The following is a 21,777-nucleotide window of genomic DNA, read 5'->3' as shown; positions in this document are numbered from 1 at the left end:
TATATCATAAAGATAAATAGGTATTACATATTTAGGATAAGCAAGAACTAATGAAGTTAAACATATAAAGACTAAGAGGATGGAAATTTCCATCCTCTTAGTCTTTATATGTTATACTATCCATGTTTTACTTACAAACTAAAGTTTTATCTTTGCAATTCTATCAAAGGCCTTTTCTAATTCACTTATACCTACAGTACAAGCAATCCTTATATATCCTTCACCACAGGTACCAAATGAATTCCCTGGTATTGTAAGTACTTTAGCTTTATCTAATATAATTTTACTTATCTCCTCTGAAGACAATCCAGTTTTTTTAATATTTATATATAAATAAAAAGTTCCTTTAGGCTCTGGTACACTCATCCATGATATATTATTTATTCGTTTATAGGAATACAACACCCTTTCTTTATATAGTTTAATTAATGGAGGCTGTATAGATTTTCTATTTCGAAGTGCGTAAATTGCAGCCCTTTGTGAAACTGAAGGTGCTGTAAATACAACATTCTCATTAACTAATTGACATGTAGAAATTATTTCTTTGGGAGCAATTATATTTCCAATACGCCATCCAGTCATCACATAATCCTTTGAAAAACTATTTAAAATAATTAATCTATCCCTTATTTTATGCATACTTATCATAGATATAAAGTCATCTTTAAATGTATATGCTCCATATATTTCATCTGCTATAATCAGCAAATCATATTTAATTGCTATGTCTGCAATTTTATTTAGTGTATCGAGACTAAATACCGCTCCAGTTGGATTATTAGGCGAGTTTATTATAATTGCCCTTGTTCTCTCATTGATAGTTTGCTCTAACTTTTCTATATTAATTTGAAACTCTTCTTCTTCTAAGGTTTCTAGTTCTACTGGAACACCATTGGCTAATTCTATTTGCTGGTAATAGGGCGTAAAGTATGGAGCATGTATTATAACCTCATCACCAATGTCTAGTATTGATTCAAGAACTAAATACATACCTAAGCATGCACTTGTGGAAACCATAATTTCTTCATCTAGTATATCAACTTTGTGATCTTCTTTATAGAATTTTTTTATTTCATCTCTAAGCTCAGGATCTCCTCTAAAATCAGTATATTTTGTGTGTCCTTTTATTGCTTCTTGAAAAGCAAATCTTATTATGCCTTCATCGGTATTTTGATCTGGATCACCTAAACTTAAGTCAATAACATTTTCATATTTTTTTGCTAATTCATCTACTGCACCCATAGGTGTCGATTTATCTTTCCAATATCTTTTTGAAATAAATTTATGTCTCATAATAACTCCCTCACTAATAAACTAAATGTGCAATAATAACTATGATTGGTAAAGTGACTAAAGTCCTTTCCAAAAAAACAATTAATAGGTCTTTAAAATTAACTGGAATCTTGGAACGCAATATAATAGCACCAGTTTCTGTTAAATAAATTAATTGGGTAAAAGAAAGTGCTCCAATAATAAATCTTGTAATCTCAAATTCACAGCCTTTAACAAATATTGATGGTAAGAACATATCTGCAAATCCAACTAATGTAGCAGAAGCAGCTACCGATGCATCAGGTACTCTCATTAAATTAAATAGTGGGACTAATGGTTTAGAAATTAAACTAAATAGTGATGTATACTCTGCAATAACTAATGCGAAAGTCCCTAACAGCATAACTATTGGCATCAAACTGAAATACACGTCGACAACCGTTTTTAATCCAGAAGTAATCAATCCTAAAAAACTTGGAGCTTGTTCTGCTCTAATAATTCCTCGTTCAACAGCCCACTCATGAATACCTCTTCCCGGTGGCACTTCCTCGTTGATTTTAACATCTACACCTTTAAAATATTCACTATTTTTCTTATTCAAAGGGTAAATTCGTGGTAAAACTAATGCTGCAATAAATGATGCAATACTTATAGCTCCATAAAATGCTATAAAGCTTACCGATAGCTCTAAAAAACTGGCTATAAAGACCGCAAAAGGTAATGAAACTAATGAAAAGCATACAGAAATGATTGAGGCTTCCTTTGACGTATAGTATCCTTCTTTATATTGTTTGTCTGTGATAACAACACCTACTGGTCCGGAACCAATCCAAGATGCAATAGCGTCTATTGCTGAACGTCCTGGTACCTTAAATAAAGGTCTCATAAACTTTCTAATTAATGTTCCTAAGTAATCCATTGATCCAAATTCCATTAATAGTGGCAAAAAGAATCCTGAGAAAAAGAACCATGTAGCTAATACAGGAAATAAATCATTAACGACAACTCCACCAGTATTAGGGTTAGATACCTTGTCTAGTCCTAATGAAGTCAGAGAATACAAAACTGAATAAGCTAATACTGCTGATATTAACCTAATAGCAAGAGTCAGTGGACTGACTATAAGGAGCTCTTTTAAAAACTTCCTTTCAGAAATAAATTTTGGTTTAATAATTGTAGAAATTAACGTAATTAATGCACTTACAATTACAACATATACCATAAATGCTGGTAACATTTCACCAAATGAATCGCTGAACTTAGATGCCATATATCCCACACCGATAGTTAATGACTCACCACCCCATGGCAATGGAATTACGAAAAGTAATAGTCCAATAAAAGATGGTACAATAAACTTTAAAATTTCCCCCGTAGAAAAATTTCTTTTTTTGGTGCTACCTTTCACATTCATAAACTTTCCCCCTTTATATTTTTGAAACTCTGTTTCATTCTTATGTATATAATATAATAGAATACAAATTTTTACAAGTGTTTATGAAACGCTATTTCATTTTTGTGTATTATAAATAAGAACTGTCTATTATTTAAGCAAGTGTTGATCCATTATGTTATAATTATATCTGTATAAACGTTTTAAGCCTTATTTTTATGATTTTTAAGTCCTAAATATAGAATAATTCACTTTAGTAAGGAGTGTTTTTATGAATAACATCAATACTATGATAGATCGTGCTGGGGAAATATTAGATTATCTATACAATTCTGATAAACCAATTGGTGTGAGTAAAATATCCAATGATTTGCAAATGCCAAAAGCAACTGCTTTTAGAATTCTTGTAACATTAGAGAAGTGGAATATAGTTGAAAAACAATATAATACAGATAATTATAAACTTGGTAAGATTTTAATAAAATACGGTGCTAAGGTTTCATCTAATTTATCTTTAATAGGAATATCAAAGCCAATTATTAACGCTTTATCAGAGAGGATTGGAGAGAGTGTAAACCTAAATATAGAGTATCAAGGAAATTCTCTTAATATTTATAAATCTTCAAATGATAATTTTACATTAGTTTCAAAACTTACCCCAATAAGCCCTCTAAATTGCTCTTCTTCTGGAAAAGTATTTTTAAGCGCTAAATCTGAAGAGGAATTAAAGAAATATTTTAGTAGTGAAAACTGTTCAAAGAGAACAATGTATTCTCTTACAACTTATGAAGGTTTTACCAAAGAGTTAGACTCAATAAAAGCTAATGGACTAGCATACGATAATGAAGAATATGAATACGGACTATTTTGTATTGCAGCTCCGATATATCATGAAGATGGAGTAATTGCAGCCATAAGTGTAAGTGGTCCAAAAACAAGACTAGAATATAAAGGTCTTGAAATGATTGAAAAGGAACTTAAATTATCATGTGATATGCTATCAGATTTAGTTCAATATTTAGATACTGATAGTCTATTATAGCATAGTTATTCTATAATGCTCATTCTAGATATATACTGTCTATTACAATTAATAAAACTATCTTTATCACACCTTTATAACTACACCTCTAAATAAATCATTTTTCTATACTCTATTCCTTTGTACTTTATATTAAGTATCAAACTGATTTTTAATCTAACACAAATTAATATGCACAGACTAACTCTATAGGAATATTATATTATGATAATGATTTTTTTACTGGAGGTGTAAAATGGAGCATTATATAGAAGTTGAATCGGATGTTAACGTCTTTGTAAGGGATATTAATCCTTTAGGTAGGAAAACCATTTTATTCATCCATGGCTGGCCTTTGAGTCACAAGGCCTACGAATATCAGTTTGACCAGCTACCCAAGCTAGGATATAGATGTATTGGAATGGATACTAGAGGCTTTGGAAATTCTGATAAACCATGGAGAAGCTATGATTACAATAGACTAGCCGATGATATTCGTTGTGTCGTTGAATCACTTAATCTACGAAATTTCACACTAGCAGGTCATTCTATGGGAGGAGCAATTGTAATTCGATACATGGCTCGTCATAATGAGTATGGAGTATCAAAGCTCGCACTTTTTGGTGCTGCTGCACCTAGTTTTACTATGAGACCAAATTTCCCATACGGGTTATCCCTGGAAGCAGTAAATAAGTTTATTAATGAAGCTTATAATGACCGTCCTAAATTACTAAGAGAATTTGGAAACATGTTTTTCTTTCAAAATGTATCTAACCCCATTTCAGACTGGTTATTTCAATTAGGATTAGATGCAGCTGGTTGGTCAACAGCCGAATCCTTAATTACACTTAGAGACGAAGGACTATTTTCAGATCTTGGCAAAATAACCGTACCTACATTGATTATCCATGGTATTCATGACAGAGTCTGCTTATATCCATTAGCTATTGCACAAAATCAGGGAATTAAAAATTCAAGGCTTATCCCTTTTAAATATAGTGGTCATGGAGCCTTCTACGAACAGCGTCATAAGTTTAATAGCGAATTAGCTCGATTCATTGGTTGAATAAAATAGAGATGGCTTGCGTTCATAAGTGTATAATCAACGAAATCCATCTCTTTTCATAATATATAGTGTTTTTATTAAATTAAAAATTCATATATTCATAAGTTAAATTTGTTTTTATAAGATCTCAACAACACCAGTTTCTCCATTAATCCTTACTCTCTGACCATCCTTTAGTCTGCTTGAAGCAGATGGTATACCGACAACTGCTGGAATACCGTATTCTCTAGCTACTATGCCACCATGGCTAACCGGTCCTCCATATTCCATTATTAACCCTTTTGCAGTTGCAAAAAGCGGTGTCCAAGCTGGATTTGTACTTTCTGTAACCATTATCTCTCCTTCTTGAAGATCATTGTTAATTGGGTCAAATACCACCCTTATAGTACCTTCATAGATTCCTGGTGATAATGGCATACCCTGAATCACCTTACTATTTGGATTAATTTTTTGAGCTGAATAATGAGTCTCTCCAGTATTTAAAACTATTCTTGGAATACTTGTTCTTGTCATTTCTTTTTGATAAAAGTTTTTATTTTTTTCTACCCTATCCTTCAAGTTTTCCTTTCTTAAAATTTCTTCTTTAAATAAAAAGAATATATCTTCTTTATTATTTATAAGTCCTTCTTTTGCCAATTCCTCCCCTAGTTCTAACATAACTTTCCTAGCTATACCCATAATTCTTACAATATCAAATTTAGGATATTCCCTCATACCTGCTGCCATACGATAATCTATCATACGTTTTTTAAGTTTCTCAGCCTTTCTCTTCCCTTTATCTCTTTTAACTACTCGATATATCTCTTCAATCAATGCTTCAGCTCTTCTTTTCTTTTCAATAATATCATCTAGATTTCTTTCATACATTCTATCAACCATATAAGACTTGATTTGATTTATTATAAATTCAGGATTTTCTGCCCATCGTTGAGTACCAAAATCTAACTCTATATTACTTCTATGTCCAAATTTATCGAGAATATCTTTTACTTTAGGGTGATCTCCCTTCGGTGTAAGATTATTCTCATTAAAATATTTAGCTGCAAGATTCATCTTAATAGACAATTCTTGAGTGATACATCTTGGCAGAGAATGAATAAGTAGTTCCATATTAAAACGATCACCATACATTTTTTTTACTATTTTTTCTATCTTGACAATATCGTTCATCTCTGTGCAGTAAAGCCCTTGCTTTTGAGATAAAATAAATGCTTCGGCCATACATTTATCTATAAAGTCTATTTTTTCTTCAAGGGTTTTAAGATTCTCAGAGATTTTAGTCCACTTTTGATATACCTCTTCTCCAATTTGGATTATAGCATCATAACGTTCTTCATTTGGGATCTTTCTTATTTCCATCATACTTCCTATCATACTAAAACCATATTTGAGAGCCCCCCAAGGGAACTTAAATTTTATTCCTTGATTTCTGAATTTTTTACCATGCTTATCAATTACTTTGTTCATTACATCTTTAAGCGGCAGATCATTGCCAGAAAATGCGCTTGCGAATTGTTTAGATACAAACTTACTAGCTAATAAGTAAGTAATATCTATATAAAGCCTCCCACCAGCATATTTAACAAAACTATTATCAAGAGGCTTCTTTTTATGGGTCATAACATTAATAATAGTAGGGAACATTTGGCTAAACATATCGAATCCCAGTGGTGTAAATGGCTCTTTCATACCTAGTAAAACCGTTCCTGCCGAAAGATGAGCCCTTAATTTGCCGTCTTGTTCAAAGTTATCTATAGGAAATAATGTGGTAATATCCCTTGATTGAACAATGAACATTTCATCCATCTCATTAAATGCAAACTCAATGTCTTGAGGCTTACCATAATAATCTTCAACTTTAATAGATGCGTTAACAATTGCTTTTATGTGATTTTCTTTCAAGGAGCTGATTTCCTTACTTGCTTCATCAACAGGAACATATTCTATTCCATTGTTTGAATACTTACATAATATTTCTTTCGTAGTAATTTCATTTTTTAAGACTTTTCCGTTTTTCTTGCTTACTGTGTATTGATCGGGATTCACTTCACCACTAACTATTGCTTCACCAAGTCCATATGATGCATTTATAAAAATCTCGTTTCTAATTCCGTTTATAGGATTCGCTGTGAAAATCACCCCTGCTAACCTAGAATTTATCATTTCTTGAATTACAACACCATGAGAAAATTCATTAGTCACATTATATTTTGCCCTATAATCTATAGCCCTCTCGTTCCATAATGATTTCCAACATAGTACTACTTTTTCTATCACATCGGCTGCTGTTACATTAAGGTAGCTGCTATACTGCCCAGCAAAGCTCATGCCAGGTAAATCTTCTACAGTTGAGCTGCTTCTAACAGCAACTCGTCCACTTGTTATCTTGTTCATTTCAGAAAAAATTTGTTCTTTTAAATTCTGAGGGAAATCTTCAATAGTAAATAGTGATTTTATTTTTTGAGCTTTGCCTGCAGTTGAATTTTTATCATTTAATATAGTATCAATTTTCTGCTTTAGCCGATTCTCCTTAACATAAGAGTCATAAGCTATTGAAGTAACTACAAATCCATTAGGCACTTTTATTCCGTAGTTAAACATTTTACTCAGATTGAATCCTTTTCCTCCAACTAGATTAAAATCCTTCTCATTAATATCACTAAACCATTTTATCATCGTAACTCCTCCTTATGAGCTAGATAATATCCTCTACCATTATGAAGATATGCTAATGCTACGTCTTTAAAGTTAACCTCTCGCTTTTCTAATCCCAATGCATTACTAATTAAATTTTCGCTAAAATTTAATAATTGAATAAACATATTTTCGTCTTTATAGTAATTTTCATTTTTAATTGCCTTTGCTGCTGCTTCATAAATCCACAATACCTCTCTAGTACATAAATCTGCCAGTAATTCTGGATATTCAGCTTTTATTATCCCTTGTCTTTTCCCGTGCTGAATTACATCAAGATAAGTTCTAGTTGTAACCTCTTTAAACTGTTTTTCCAATTGTCTGAGTATCTTATCATTACCTATAAAATAGAAAACGTTATTTACCTTAGACCATTCTTTTATTTGATTCAATTTGTATTCATTAATTACCCCAAAGATAGCATTGAACTTTGTAATAAATGAATCCTCATCATTTGAAATAATATCATTGAATAATTCTGACAATGTATCTACATAGTTGGATACTATTACTTCGAGAATTTCTTCTTTTGATTTAAAGTGATGATAAAAACCACCCTTTGAACATTCTGCTTGCTTGATTATTTCTCCAATTGTTGTTTTTTCATATCCTTTACTAGAAAATAATTCATATGCCACTTTAATAATCTTATCTTTTAGATTCATTAGTAAACTTCACTCCTTTCTACAGACCGACCGTCGGTTTCTTTTATTATACCTCTATATTCCAATTGCTGTCAATAAGATTTTGACTACTAATTTCATATTGGATAGTTTAAATCTTCATTTCTTCTAATTGTGTCTATCTTAATAATAATAAAAACAGCAACCATGTAGAGTCTTTAAACTTTACATAGTTGCTGTTAACTTTATAATATTATATATTTCTCTTGAACACTTACTTACAAACCATTCTAGTCAAATAATGTCTACTATTTCTATACTTATTGCCATCTTTTTAATGTTGGAAAAAATTTTCTCATGCTTTCTCTAGCTTCTTCTTTGCTTATTTTAGGATTAGCTTTTATCATGTGCGGTATACAATCCTTTATCATTTCATCCATTGTCATATCAGCTTTAAAGCCACCATTTTCATAGCAATACATGCAGTAATCTTTGTTTTTACTTCCATCCTTATTAGTACCAAGTATTTCTTTGCCTTCTATAGGCATTCCACAGCTCTGACAATATTTTGTATCATAATCCATAAAACCCACTCCTTTAAACTTTGATAACATAATGGTATCAAAGGGAACTTGACAACTGCATGTCATATATAGATTATTTCTTATACTTTTTTAGATTCTGTTCTAACCGATATATTAATTCCTCTCTAACATACTGAGGGGATATTACCTCTACACTATCACCAAAAGATTGTAAAAATGAATAAATCCACTCCCCTTCTGGGTAACAAACCTCTAATTGATATGTTCCATCATCATTATTTACCAAATCAGTCTCTTCAAAATGATCATATAAACGATAAATTATACTGCGATTAAATCTTAATTTCAATTCAACATTTCTTCTCGACTTATTATCATGTGTTTCATAATTATAATTCTCTAATTGGGATAGTTCTTCTCTTTTAAAGTACTCATCAATAATGTCTAATTCTTTTATCCTGTTTATCTTAAACAACCTAAAGTCTTTCTTCAATTCACAAAATGCCCATAAATACCATGCCTGTCCTTTATATATAAGTCTGATAGGATTAACTTTACGTTTGCTTTTTTCACCATAGGAGTTAAAGTATACAAAAGAAATTAATTGATTATTTAGTATGGATTCTTTTATTTCACTAAACCTACTTATACTTTCTTTAGATGCACCCCACTGTGAATAATCCACCTGGATCCAATCGTTAACGCCTATATTTTGAAACAGTGAAGATAATTTGTTAGTAATCTCATCAATATCTGGATATTTAGTTACTTTAAGTGTTTTTAATGCAACTAATAATCCTTCGCTATCTTTTTCAGAAATCATAGTTTTATTAATTGTATAGCTATCTAGTAGAGATATGCCTCCTCCACTACCTCTATTTGCGTATATTGGTATGCCTGCCGATGATAAAGTATCAATATCTCTATAAATTGTCCTCGTAGATACTTCAAACCTATCAGCTAGCTCCTTTGCAGTTATAATACTTTTATTTAAGAGTATAACTAAAATTGAAAATAGCCTATCTATTCTCATAACATCTCTCCTACTTTTTATAGTCTATACATGCCTAAAAATACATTGTTTCAGTCCAAGATTTCACTTATTTCTTATATTTTTTATTATATCATATGCCAATTGTTCAAATTTAAAATAAAATGGTCAATTGAGAAAACCACAAAAAAATGACAGTTAAATTTCATTCCATCCTTGGAGACATAAAATAGTTGCAATTGCAACTATTTTGCGCTATAATATAGTTGCGATTGCAACTATTTTAGGATAAACTACAATGCCTTTAATAGTAGAAAATATAAAAGAATCAACCTTTCTTTTATACTGATACTCTTAAAATAAAGCATCAATCCCATGATTAATTTTCAAAAAACTTTACATAAGTTTTCATAAAAAAAGAATTACTAGGAGGTGAAAATAATGCCAGTTATTACACTTGACGGTCCCAAAATGACCAAAGAACAAAAGGCTAACCTAGTAAAGGCATTGGCTACAAATGTAAGCGAAATACTTAACGTTCCTGAACAAGCTGTTGTTACAATTATTAGAGAGAATGATTTTGACAACATAGGAAATGGAACTACACTACTATCAGATAGACACAAATAATACTTACATAACAAATCAGTAATCAATGAATATTTCAGGTTGAAAATCAAAAAAGTTTGATTAAACATGAAAAGCAAAATTGCAAAAGATATTGTGAAAAAATCTGTTCTCTAAGAAAAAAACTCTCCTTTCTGGCGATAATTTAGGAATAATTAAACCAGAAAGGAGTTTTGTTATGAGTACATTGCCAAAGGAAGTTTTGAGAGACTAGTAATAGTTTTGTAGTAATCATATTCATGTAAAACCTTTTCAACTAGTCTTCATATAGTATTATATTTGATTATCTCCGTAACAATAAAGTTAGCTTTTTTATTCATTATCGAATTTATTATACTAATTAATTGAGATTTTCTCTTTTATAATTTTAATAAATTCCTCACTATTTCCCAAGTCTTTATTACTTATAAACCACGTATATATTTTCTTCAAAAGTTCATCTCTAGTTTCACTGCTACTACATTTCGTTAAAAATATTGTTGTTTCTTTCATATTCTCCTCTTTACGTTCTCCTGGTTTTTCTATAATCAATTCGATTTCTTTAAGGTTCTCATTTAATATATCATCTTCAATTCCTTGCACAAATAATAATGTGTACAATTGATCATGAATATCATAGTCAGCATATTGAAATTTCTCTGTATCTGTATTCCAATGATAATTTATAATCTTTTCTATACCAATCAATTTATCAGTTCCATATAGCCCAAGTCCTAATTTATAGGTAGCTCTAAAATCTCCTGTTTTATTATCATAGCTTTCATTTATTATTTTGTATCTCTGAGTATATCCTAAAGTGTATGGTGGGGAACTGTAGCCTTTTATAGGATGTTCAAAAGATTTCAACAATTTATCCTTATAAATCTCAAACCATTGACCACCAAATTGTGATATTCCTGTACCATATGCCATCCTAATCGGCGATACTGTAATATAGTTCTGTTTATCTCTAAAAACTACATTAACTTCGTCTCTGGTCTTATTAGTCCACATGTATCCATCTAAATATTGTCCAGATTGATTAAACAAGAAAACAAAGCTATCCAAATGAAAACTCCCTGCCAGTACCTTATAATTTTTATTTCCCACTTCCCAAGTATACTCTGAATATTTATAATCATCTTTTCCATAGGGTGATTCCAACTGCTTAATATCTCTAATTAAACATTCTCTTATGTCATTAATATTAAAGTACTCATCAAAATGAGTATTAATTCTTTCAAGTTGTCCAATTTTACTATACAATAATCCTTCAATTTTCCTATGTTCATATTCATTACTTGCCTTCATAAATAAGTATATTTTTGTTTCAGCCGAATGCTCTAAAAGCCAATTATATTGTTTTTCATAACTGTCTAATATATCTTTTTCCTCTGTAATATTTGATGAAGATACTATTTCATCTATTTTCTCTTTTATAGAATCTTCATTTATATCTTTAATATCAATTGGACTATATATATAATTAGCGACTATAAAGTTGTCATCTTCCCATCTATAATGCTTATATACATATCTTTCTCCATCATAATCATATGTGAAAAAAGTATCATTAGTGTTTATTTTAAAATCATAAGAATATCCTTTCTCACAACTTTCTAAAACAGTGTCATTGCCATTTATATTTAATTCTTCTAATTTTCCTTCTTTATTGATTGTATAAAAATGATAGAGATATTCTTTTTCTTCTACTAAACTAGAATACCCTATGTTAAAGTCTAAAATATCATCTCCATTATAATCTTTAAACTTTATATCAAAATTTTTCTCTAATATAATATCTGAATTTCCATTAATGTTTATTTGAAATGATTTATTCCCTTTTTCATCTAATAGTTCCAGTGCAAAATTCCCTTTATATTTATTATTTTCAAGCTTTACTCCATTTAATAAAACAACTCTAATGGTTTCATTCTTTCCATCATTATTCATATCAATTGCAGCTTTAGTAATTGATAATGGCAATATAATATTATCATTATTTTCCAAGTTATCAGTAACATTGTTCTCAATTTCAGCTTTACTGGTTTCATTATCACAGCTTATTACGCCACCAAGTAATACTATACTTATAATTATACAGATTATTTTCTTCATAATTTACTCCTTTTGATAGTCAATAATACTATTTATTATCTTTCCATTATCAGTATTACATATTTTGCCATATGCAGCAAGACTAATTATAAACATGTAAGAACATAATCCATTCGTTGGCATCCGATGGCAGAAGCAACTGAGCCACATTTTGCTCTTAATAAATAGAAAATAGGCTTGTCTTTAATATCGCTTAATGTTTCAAAATTAGCTTGTCCTTTACTTATGATAAGATCTGCTTCATTAAATGCATTTATAAATTCACTTGAGCAATCTTTTAATATAGTTCCTTGAGCAGAATGTCCATTATCAATAACTTTTACTAAGTTCACAACACCTGAACTTATTGCATCTTGCATAGTAGCATCATTAACTATTGGGCTTCCTTTTACTGCATAGGTAACCTTATCCATCGGAAGCTCTTCTAGTAAAAATTTATCAAATATAATTTCACCGGCATTATCGGCAATAAACATAATCTTCTTTGCCCTTCCTACTGCTTCTTTTAGGGAAGATGATCCTGAGCCATATATCTCATGTTTGATGCTGTCCTCAACCGACTTAACAATATCATCATACTCTAACTCAAGCCCAACAGAAAAGTCTATAATATTTCCTGCAATAGCAAGTCTACACGCCATATCGAATCTATCATCTGCATTATCTAACCATTTTTCTTCAATAATCCTTTCGTAAATCTCTTCAGCAATTTCGTTATACTGCTCCTTCAATTTTTTATAAGGATCATCAATACCAGTAATACTCTTAGTATGCTGATGCATTCTAAAGGCTATCTCTGGGGCTGTCTCATGAAATTCTATTTTCCCTAATTCCTCTAGAGACTTTCTTATAATCTTCTCTTGCACTTTTTTATCACTTGTAGCTTCTTCTGCTATTTCTATAGCTTGTCTAGCAAGACAATGAATACATTGATGTGATATTTTCATATAACCTCCTCCTTAAAAGTATTTTAGTATTTGAGGAAATTGCATATTTACAAATTAAATATATTTTTACTTAAGATTTTAATACGCAATTTTCTCATTTACCTAATAACCTATACTTATTATTATATTGTTAAAATTCATAGCTTTAAAATCCTACAATTAAATTTAATACAATTTGCTACTTAACTTTAGATAACAGAATAAAATAATAATATAGGAAGATCATTGATAATATCGCCTCTACTAATCCTACTAGAGCAACCCTTAAGTTTCCATACATCTTTATTCTTTATCTATTATTAATCTGTTGGTTATATATATCCACAGGTATAAGTGGAATATCTAACTTTTCTTGTGTTTCTATACTAATGCATTTATCCATAACTATTTCTCTACCAGCCTGTTGAAGCAATTTTCGATAATCATCAATAATTGGCCTCAACTTTTCATCCTTCATGCCTAGTAAAGGACCCTGTCCTCTAAATATTTTTGCAATAACCTCTGAACTCATATTTCTTGCCATTCGATTCATCATAAACTCTAAAGCTTGAAACTGACTTTTTTCTCCAAATCCTCCGTTGCTAATTATAACAATTTTGGGAGCTGGCTTCCCATTATGCTTTTCCTTATAGGCATCAATGTGCTTACTTTCTCCATGTTCATCTTTTTCTATAAAGTATGACCCATAGGCAATACACCTATCTAAAAATACCTTTAGCATCCCAGATACATTATCAAAATAAAGTGGAGTACCTAATATAAGGATATCAAGATCCTCAAAATGAGACATAGCCTCTTCCATATCATCATTTAGAATACATTTGTTTTTCTCCACAAACCAACAATGAAAACATCCCTTACAATGCTTGATATTCTTCTCTGAGAGCGTATAGTTAACAGTCTCTGCACCTTTCTCTCTAGCTCCTTTTAATACTTCCTCAAGCATAAGATGAGTCACGCTATTTTTTCCCTTTGGACTTCCATTATATGCAACGATTTTCATATGATAACCTCCTTTTTTCTACTCTTAGTATAATTTAAAGGAGGTATCTATTCTTTACATTTCTTGCGGTATTTCTCCAATTGGTAGATAAATATTAAACAAACCATTTTCGTCGTATTCCTTATCATAGGCTTGTATAAAAGATATTTCCGTTTCAATCATTTCAATTTTAGATATCTTCATCCATCTTTTTAAATCTGTAACAACAGTATCACCTATATACAGCAAATCACCTACATATCGAAATTTTGCATAAAGCATACTTGGTATCTCATATGTCTGCCAATTTAAGTTTTGATTTTTCGATTCTAAATCAATTCCGAAAAACGTTGGAATACAACTTTTTTTCTTTTTATCTTCATCATAAAAATAGACTGCAAAAGCATTATATGCTTCACTAGACTTTATAGACTTCAGAAGATTTTCAGCCTTACTATTTACTTTGTATTGAATGTCTTCATCTAATAAATCTACATCCATATAAAAACCTGTTAGGACTTCTCTTTCTTTCTCAACAAATGTAAAGTCAGTAACTACATCACTATTAAAGTTCTTCATTACTCTTCTGACTACCAATGGAATAGGAGAAGGTTTTAACCCCTCTGATTCTTTACGTACTCGACCTGGTGGAAATCCAAATTTGTTTTTAAAAGCCCGAGTAAAAGAGGCTTGAGATCCAAATTGTAATTTATAGGCAATCTCTACTATAGATTTAGAAGTATCTAATACATAGGATAATGCTTTATTTAATCGACGTTGATTAATGTACTCTTTCAAAGAGCATCCCATAACAGCCGAGAAAATTCGATGAAAGTAATATTTAGATAAATAGCATTTCTGTGCAAGTTCTTCTAATCTTAATTCTTCCTCTAAATTTTCTTCAATATATTTAATAATACTTTCTATCATTTTAATATAATCCATATAATTAACTCCTATTAGTTCCAAAACAAACAATCATTTATACAAAACTCCTTAAATCAAATCACCTAAAACTCCATTAATTATTTAACTCAGATAACTGCTCATCCGTCACGAAGTTAGCATATTTCATTTTAATTATTTTATTTCAAGTAGATTTCGAAATATCATTTTCAAATTCCTTATCAAATTCCCTTACATAACGGGATTTCCATAGCTTATTATATCACAATATAAGATATTTAACGTTTTTTTACTACTCAGCTTAGGAGGCATTCATTATTCATACAACCAGTACACTGAAATCAAAAGAAAATATCTAAAAGATTTCTAATGCGTATAACATCAACTTTTACTGTTCAATTAGATTACCATTTTATCTATATTTACACTTTTATCTCTATCAAAGAAACATAATAAAGATAAAATAAATTCATATATAGTTTTATTTGGTAATTATTTTAAAATATGGTACAATTTTTATGATTTAAATTTTAATTGTTATGGGGGAAAGCTAAAATGAATGATAGATCTATAAGTACTTCTAATAAACTTTCATATTGTATTGTATTTAATAAAAATCAACTTTTATTTAAGAAAAGTGAAGGTCGTACTCAATTTCCATTAATTAATGAAGCTGAGAAACTTGGTATTGATGTATCTAATATTATTTATATAGGAACCTTAGATGATATTGATTACTATGCTACAAATGTATCTACAATAAATCCTGTTGAAAACTTCTTTTTAAAACACATAAGCGAAGCATATGGTGAACTTGAAGAAAATATATTCTTTCTTACTCTACGTGCCTTGCATTTCTTAAATTGGTTAAATAGAAATAAATATTGTGGTTGTTGTGGAACAAAGGTAAAATTAGAGCCTAAAGAGACTCATATAAAGTGCTTAAACTGTGGACATGTTATTTATCCTAAGATAACTCCCGCTATAATAGTTGCTATTTTAAAAGATGACAAAATTCTTTTAGCACGTTCACCTCACTTTACCCCTAATATGTACAGTCTTATATCTGGACATATTGACCCAGGAGAATTTATAGAGACCTGTGTTAGAAGAGAAGTTAAAGAAGAAGTTGGAATTGAAATAAAGAATATTAAATATTTTGGTAGTCATCCATGGCCTTTTCCAGATAAACTTATGCTTGGATTTATAGCAGAATACTCTTCCGGAGAAATTAAAATTGATAATGATGAAATAGAAGCAGCCGATTGGTTTTCATTAGATAATTTACCAAATATACCAGAATATAAACTGAGCTTTGCAAGAAAAATAATTGAGTGGGTATTAAAAAATCGATAAAGCAACCTATAGTTTAAGTGAGTAGTACTATAATATTGTATATTAATATAAGTCATATAACGCTCTATCTAGTTACCTAGAAAATCAAAGAAAAAGAGTATTAACTGGAATAAATTCTTAGAAATTATTCCAGTTAATACTCAAAAAGTCATCGCCTAAATATTCCATGCTATTTTTTAAGAATCCTTCTTGTTTTATGTTCAAATCTCATTCATTAAGTACTCTCCTTATAAACAAAAGTTCCGTCGGTCTTTAGTCTAAGAAAACTTCTATACTAGTTATATATTTAATAATATCTTAGATATTAATTATTTGATGAAATTGAATCTTTACAATTTAAATATACTTTTACAAGATTTCATCCAGATAAAAACGACTTATTTAGTCACTTTTTCCTTAAATTAAATAGTAAAGTGGCTGAATACCTGAGCCATAAAAGCTAATCTTACATAAAACTTTAATATGCACTTTTCTCATCTAAATACATAATTTAAAATCATTCAATAAGTAAGGATTTGTTTTTTACTTAATTCTCCACTCAGTAGCTGTAGAAAAAGGCCTTAGTCCAATATTGTAGTAAAATTGCTGGGTCGAACCTACTAAAACCTTTTTCGCCCCCAGCTCTCCAACACGGCGTATTCCCTCAAGAACTGCTGCCTTTCCTAGTCCCATTCTTCTATAATCTGGGTCTGTTGCTACAGGTTCTATTACAGCATAATCATTTTCCTTGTCATACCACATTCCACAATAGGATACAAAGTTTCCATCTGGTGCTACCACGGCAATTTTTAGATCTAAATCAACATTAGGACGCTTCATCTGAGCATTTCCTTCTTTTTCTTTTTCCTTAGAAAAAACAAATTTTCCTTCTCCATTTAGCTCGTGGTTAAATCCCTTCCATAAAACTCGATAATACTGATATAAATCGTAAGTTTCTTTCATAGTGGTTATTTTAAATCCTTCTGGCAATGAATACTCTGTACTTGTTTTATCTAAGTAAAAAATTGCATCGCCTTCTTTTTCCTCGGTGGCAATAAATCCAAGATCAGCTGCAACATCTTGAAAATACTTATCCGTATCAGGGATTACTACGGTAACTTTCTCATCCTTAGATAGACTGTCTTTTGCATATAATAGCATCTCTTTTTTTAAGTAATCATATTGTGGATATGTTAAACAGTAAGCAGTTCCAGGTTGACAATCAAAGGTTGCTACTCCTATTATCCTATCAGAATCCTCCCATAAACCAATCTTACCTACTGCTTCTTTTGCTAAGTAGCCATGAGTTGTCATCCAATCCCATCTAGCATATGTAAAGTTTGTAGATCTTAATTTTACTAGAAAGTCTCGTACTTTAAAGTAATCATCTGTAATACCTGCTTCTGTAGTATAATTTCTAAACTGAATCGTCATAAATAACCTCCCCCTTCAAGAATATTATAAACTTTTTTTAACTTAATAAAAACTACAACTTTAGATATATTTGTTTTCTACCTTGATATATTTATTAAAACCTTTTTTAAATCACTATATTATTTATAAAATATATAATAAAAAGGGGCTGTCCCACAATATTTGTCAATATGTTCCATATTTTCTTTCAACTTGGCTATAGCCAGAATAGAAGATTTTTTAAACATTGATTTTATTTTTATAATAAAAAAATACTGTCTACCCAATGATTTTAAAATCATCGGTTAGACAGCTGATTTTAGTTTAAATACAATTAATCTATTTCATTTTAACTATATATTTTTCAATGCTCTTCATACAAACCACTATTATTCTGTAAGTCCGTCGATAAATAACCCTTCCAACTCAGTAGCAGCCTTCTTCTCATCTTCCCCGGATATGGATAGGGTCAACTTATCTCCCTTAACAGCTCCCATACTAAGAATACTTATTATACTTTTACCACTATACTCTTTTCCATCTTTTTCAACCGTTATATCTGATTTGTATTTTGAAGCTTCTGTTATAAATATAGTGGCTGGTCTTGCATGTAAACCTGTTTCATTTTTGACTACTACATCTATTTTATGCATAATTAATTCCTCCTTTATAGAACTTTTCAGCCAGTATATGAGAAATACCATCTTCATTATTATCATATTTAGAAATAGTATCCCATTTATCTAGTAATTGTTTATCTGAGTTTTTCATGGCTATACCTAATCCAGCCCATGATATCATTTCATAGTCATTAAGACTATTACCTACAGCTATAACTTCATTGCTTTGTATACCTAATTTATTAGTTAAGTATTCTAAAGCATTTGCCTTTGATACTCCTTTATCCATTATTTCCAAAGAGTTGGGAGTTGACAAAGTAAATGATACCGGTAAATCTTTAGATTTTTTTAAGTACTCTATAATCTTATTTATTTTCCTTGTATCATCCTTAAATACTATCATATAAGGATCTTTATTAATATTTTCACTTAATTTCCCTATTACCTTATAATCTATCCTGTGATTTCGAGAAAAAGATACTGCTTCTTCTACTTCACCTTCAATATAAAGGACATCGTCAATATAAACTTTAATATATACATCTAGTTCTTCTCCTACCTTCAATATTTCCCTTGCCACATTGTTTGAAATATGCCTTGAGTAAAGAATCTTTTCCGTAATTACTTCTTTAATTAATGATCCATTATAAGTGATTATTGGAATATCTAAATTAAGTTCCTTTGCATAGAAACTTGCAGCTTTAAATGTTCTACCCGTTGCTAATATTACATGGGTCCCTTTATTCACCAAATTAATTATACTATCTTTATTTTTCTTAGATATTTCTAGATTATCATCTAGAAGGGTTCCATCCATGTCCAAAGCTACTAATTTATAAGATGACACATTACCACCTCTACTCAAAAACCTTCTTTATCTCATTGTATAGATCTTTTACTATATCTGGATCAGTAAGCCCTGTTTCTTTATCAATAGCCGCACTATAAACATGGGGGATCACTTTTTCACATCCAGCATCCACACACACCTTAACTATATCGAAAATATTATCAACAGTTATTCCTCCCGTTGGCTCGATAATAGGTATTTCTACTCTAACACATGCCCTTACTACTTCAGCTAACTCATCTAAATACTTATTACCCTTCATATGGAAGAATTTAATTGAGTTAACCCCTACATCCTTCAACATTTTAAGGGCAATATCAACATCTACAATAGCATCTTCTCCAAGAGAGCTTATTGGTCCTGTTGAGATTTTTACCTTCCCAATTTCTCCAGTTGGGCTTACTAGAGCATTAACTACTGTATTAGTGCACCCATTCCCTTCTAAAAGTCCAGCTGTAAAACCTGCACTAGTAAATACTTGATTGACATGACCAGGGTCAGTTGCTGCAGCTATATCTGCTGCCATCTTCCATTGATTAGGGTCTCCCCCTCCTAATCCAATGGATATAACTGAAATATCATTTTTCCAAGTATTAACATAGCCTATACCTTCATCTACAGTGGCAAAATCTTTAGACAATATTCCAATCACAGCATTATTATCTAATACCTTAGTAACCTCCTTGGCATTTTCTAAGTTTTTTGCCAATAGATTTATTGCAACTCTATCTTTATAGAAACTATAATTATTAAGCTCCATTCTATTACCTCCTATTTAATATCTTTAACTATTTCCTTTATTCTCTCAAGTATAACTCTTTCTTCTCCCCTTTTAAGAGGCCTCGGATCCACATTAATAATTCCTATATTTGCATAGTGATTCCTTGTATAAATAGATGGATCTCCTTCTTCAAGATTTTCTATTATGTAATTTGCATCTACACCTAATATATCTTTTTCAACCTTAATCTGACACCTATATATTTCTCTTCCAGCTTCATCTTTTACTATGGATGCCACTAAACCTTGTATTTGATTAACTTCATCCGATAACCATTCCATAGCTTCTCTCTGACCTACAACCTCTTTGCTATTATCATTTTTATCATATAATTCTATAGCCTTTAGCAATCCCATTATATTTTCTTTTCCTATTTTCATGGCTCTACCTATTCCCTTATACTGTAGACGACAGCATTTTACTAAGTCCTTTCTTCCAGTAATGAATCCAGATGTTGGACCTTCAATTGCTTTTCCGCCACTATATATCACTAAGTCCCCACCAAGTAAAATATATTTTTTTAAGTCTTCCTCAGCAGCAGCATCAATAATTAGAGGTATATCATACTTTCTCGATATATTAACCATATTTTCTATTGATGTCATTCCCTTTTGAACTGCATGATGGGATTTTATATATATAAGTGCAGCTGTTTTCTCGTTAATTGCTTCTTCTATATGGTATGGGTTTACTTTATTTGACTGTCCAACTTCAATTGGCAACCCACCCCCTAATCTTATCATCTGAGTTACTGGTGCACCAAAGTTTATTGCATGTCCTTTTTGAATAATAACCTCATTTTTTAGCCCTTCACTTATTGGAAGTTTTTCAATCTTAGAAATATCATTGCCAGATATGCAGGATGCTACAGATATAGCAATTCCTGCTGAAGCTCCTAAAGTAATACATGAGTCTTCTCCACCAGTATACTTAGATATAAGTTCTCCTGCCTTTTCTATTAAATCTTCTATCTTAACAAAGCTCATGGCAGCTTCCTTCATATAATCTCCAACACTATCCTTTATTGTCGAAACTCCTAAAGCTGTCATTTTTCCGCTGGCATTAATTACTTTGTTCAAGTCTATTTTTTCATATATATTCATTACTATCACTCCTTAAATAAAGAGAAGAATCAGGAAGGAATCTTCCAAATTCTTCTTTTTCAACTATGCTATTACAGGAAAGAAACTGGCAAGAATCATAGCTCCTAGTATGGCTCCACCGGCTATTGGCTTATCAAGCTTATAGAATATTGCTGCTCCTATAAAAGATCCAATTCCTGCAGGAATTCCATATTGTATGGCAGATATTATAATTAGAGGCCCTAGATATCTACCAGTGGCATTACCTGCACCCATCATAATATTTGTTCCTGATGATGCAATCCCTTGAGGCATAAGCTTTCTTACTAATATAATAACTCCACCTATAACTAAACCTATGCCTGCTCCTGTTATTAAAGATAAAAGGAAATTATCTATTGGTGCTCTTACTCCTGATGCTAACATAAGGGCTGGAATACCAATACCAACACCAGTCATCAAGGAACCACCAATATCAAGTACCCCTACCAGAGGACCTTCTAGAATTCTAGCGATTAAGAACCCTGCTGCA

The 21,777-nt window shown here is 30.7% G+C and carries 20 protein-coding genes; 4 read left to right on the top strand and 16 right to left on the bottom strand.

Annotation, left to right across the window (positions count from 1 at the left end):
- Window positions 1-138: 138 nt before the first annotated feature.
- The gene (locus tag JMO20_RS11390) at window positions 139-1,293 is read right to left on the bottom strand and encodes a pyridoxal phosphate-dependent aminotransferase (RefSeq protein WP_202709798.1); all 1,155 of its coding nucleotides are present in this window, start codon (window positions 1,291-1,293) and stop codon (window positions 139-141) included.
- Window positions 1,294-1,306: 13 nt separating this feature from the next.
- Complete coding sequence (locus tag JMO20_RS11385; RefSeq protein ID WP_202709797.1) at window positions 1,307-2,686, bottom strand: YjiH family protein; 1,380 nt, start codon at window positions 2,684-2,686, stop codon at window positions 1,307-1,309.
- Between the two features lie 250 nt (window positions 2,687-2,936).
- Here JMO20_RS11385 and JMO20_RS11380 point away from each other — a divergent pair, with 250 nt between their 5' ends.
- Window positions 2,937-3,707, top strand: a complete 771-nt coding sequence (locus tag JMO20_RS11380) for an IclR family transcriptional regulator (protein ID WP_202709796.1) — start codon at window positions 2,937-2,939, stop codon at window positions 3,705-3,707.
- A gap of 235 nt (window positions 3,708-3,942) precedes the next feature.
- Window positions 3,943-4,752 (top strand): alpha/beta fold hydrolase, encoded by an 810-nt coding sequence (locus JMO20_RS11375; RefSeq protein WP_202709795.1) that lies wholly within the window; start codon window positions 3,943-3,945, stop codon window positions 4,750-4,752.
- Between the two features lie 117 nt (window positions 4,753-4,869).
- On the opposite strand, the gene JMO20_RS11370 is transcribed toward JMO20_RS11375, so the two are convergent.
- The 4 genes from JMO20_RS11370 to JMO20_RS11355 form a co-directional block, all read right to left on the bottom strand.
- Window positions 4,870-7,428 (bottom strand): PEP/pyruvate-binding domain-containing protein, encoded by a 2,559-nt coding sequence (locus JMO20_RS11370; protein ID WP_202709794.1) that lies wholly within the window; start codon window positions 7,426-7,428, stop codon window positions 4,870-4,872.
- The gene (locus JMO20_RS11365; protein ID WP_202709793.1) at window positions 7,425-8,111 is read right to left on the bottom strand and encodes a TetR/AcrR family transcriptional regulator; all 687 of its coding nucleotides are present in this window, start codon (window positions 8,109-8,111) and stop codon (window positions 7,425-7,427) included. The genes JMO20_RS11370 and JMO20_RS11365 overlap by 4 nt, the downstream gene beginning before the upstream one ends.
- A gap of 278 nt (window positions 8,112-8,389) precedes the next feature.
- Window positions 8,390-8,653 (bottom strand): zinc ribbon domain-containing protein, encoded by a 264-nt coding sequence (locus JMO20_RS11360; RefSeq protein ID WP_202709792.1) that lies wholly within the window; start codon window positions 8,651-8,653, stop codon window positions 8,390-8,392.
- Between the two features lie 73 nt (window positions 8,654-8,726).
- On the bottom strand, window positions 8,727-9,647 hold the full coding sequence (locus tag JMO20_RS11355) for a helix-turn-helix transcriptional regulator (protein WP_202709791.1): 921 nt from the start codon (window positions 9,645-9,647) through the stop codon (window positions 8,727-8,729).
- 399 nt (window positions 9,648-10,046) lie between these two features.
- Between JMO20_RS11355 and dmpI the strand changes: the two genes are divergently transcribed.
- Window positions 10,047-10,235, top strand: a complete 189-nt coding sequence (gene dmpI, locus JMO20_RS11350; RefSeq protein WP_202709790.1) for a 4-oxalocrotonate tautomerase DmpI — start codon at window positions 10,047-10,049, stop codon at window positions 10,233-10,235.
- A 333-nt stretch (window positions 10,236-10,568) separates the two neighbouring features.
- On the opposite strand, the gene JMO20_RS11345 is transcribed toward dmpI, so the two are convergent.
- The 4 genes from JMO20_RS11345 to JMO20_RS11330 form a co-directional block, all read right to left on the bottom strand.
- The gene (locus JMO20_RS11345; RefSeq protein ID WP_202709789.1) at window positions 10,569-12,329 is read right to left on the bottom strand and encodes a hypothetical protein; all 1,761 of its coding nucleotides are present in this window, start codon (window positions 12,327-12,329) and stop codon (window positions 10,569-10,571) included.
- An 86-nt stretch (window positions 12,330-12,415) separates the two neighbouring features.
- Entirely contained in the window at window positions 12,416-13,276 is an 861-nt protein-coding gene (locus JMO20_RS11340) for a damage-control phosphatase ARMT1 family protein (protein WP_202709788.1), read from the bottom strand.
- A 289-nt stretch (window positions 13,277-13,565) separates the two neighbouring features.
- A complete protein-coding gene (locus tag JMO20_RS11335; protein ID WP_202709787.1) occupies window positions 13,566-14,279 on the bottom strand; it encodes a flavodoxin family protein in 714 nt (237 codons plus the stop codon).
- 54 nt (window positions 14,280-14,333) lie between these two features.
- Complete coding sequence (locus JMO20_RS11330) at window positions 14,334-15,203, bottom strand: helix-turn-helix domain-containing protein (protein WP_202709786.1); 870 nt, start codon at window positions 15,201-15,203, stop codon at window positions 14,334-14,336.
- A gap of 516 nt (window positions 15,204-15,719) precedes the next feature.
- Here JMO20_RS11330 and nudC point away from each other — a divergent pair.
- Window positions 15,720-16,520, top strand: coding sequence for an NAD(+) diphosphatase (gene nudC, locus JMO20_RS11325; protein ID WP_202709785.1), 801 nt, complete (start codon window positions 15,720-15,722; stop codon window positions 16,518-16,520).
- 522 nt (window positions 16,521-17,042) lie between these two features.
- On the opposite strand, the gene JMO20_RS11320 is transcribed toward nudC, so the two are convergent.
- From JMO20_RS11320 to JMO20_RS11295, 6 genes are all read right to left on the bottom strand, one after another.
- Window positions 17,043-17,933, bottom strand: coding sequence for a GNAT family N-acetyltransferase (locus JMO20_RS11320; RefSeq protein WP_202709784.1), 891 nt, complete (start codon window positions 17,931-17,933; stop codon window positions 17,043-17,045).
- A gap of 368 nt (window positions 17,934-18,301) precedes the next feature.
- On the bottom strand, window positions 18,302-18,565 hold the full coding sequence (locus JMO20_RS11315) for an HPr family phosphocarrier protein (protein ID WP_202709783.1): 264 nt from the start codon (window positions 18,563-18,565) through the stop codon (window positions 18,302-18,304).
- Window positions 18,558-19,379 (bottom strand): Cof-type HAD-IIB family hydrolase, encoded by an 822-nt coding sequence (locus JMO20_RS11310; protein ID WP_202709782.1) that lies wholly within the window; start codon window positions 19,377-19,379, stop codon window positions 18,558-18,560. Before JMO20_RS11310 ends, JMO20_RS11315 begins: the two co-directional genes overlap by 8 nt.
- 10 nt (window positions 19,380-19,389) lie before the next feature.
- The gene (gene dagF, locus JMO20_RS11305) at window positions 19,390-20,142 is read right to left on the bottom strand and encodes a 2-dehydro-3-deoxy-phosphogluconate aldolase (protein WP_202709781.1); all 753 of its coding nucleotides are present in this window, start codon (window positions 20,140-20,142) and stop codon (window positions 19,390-19,392) included.
- An 11-nt stretch (window positions 20,143-20,153) separates the two neighbouring features.
- Window positions 20,154-21,266, bottom strand: coding sequence for a DgaE family pyridoxal phosphate-dependent ammonia lyase (locus tag JMO20_RS11300; RefSeq protein ID WP_202709780.1), 1,113 nt, complete (start codon window positions 21,264-21,266; stop codon window positions 20,154-20,156).
- Between the two features lie 63 nt (window positions 21,267-21,329).
- Window positions 21,330-21,777, bottom strand: a 448-nt coding sequence (locus JMO20_RS11295) for a DUF4310 family protein (protein WP_202709779.1), incomplete at its 5' end; no start/stop codon positions are given.

This window comes from Sporosalibacterium faouarense, from assembly GCF_016765695.1.
Taxonomy (GTDB): Bacteria; Bacillota; Clostridia; order Tissierellales; family VENL01; genus Sporosalibacterium; species Sporosalibacterium faouarense.
Note: the sequence above shows the minus strand (reverse complement) of the source record. Positions and strands in the feature narration are given on the sequence as shown.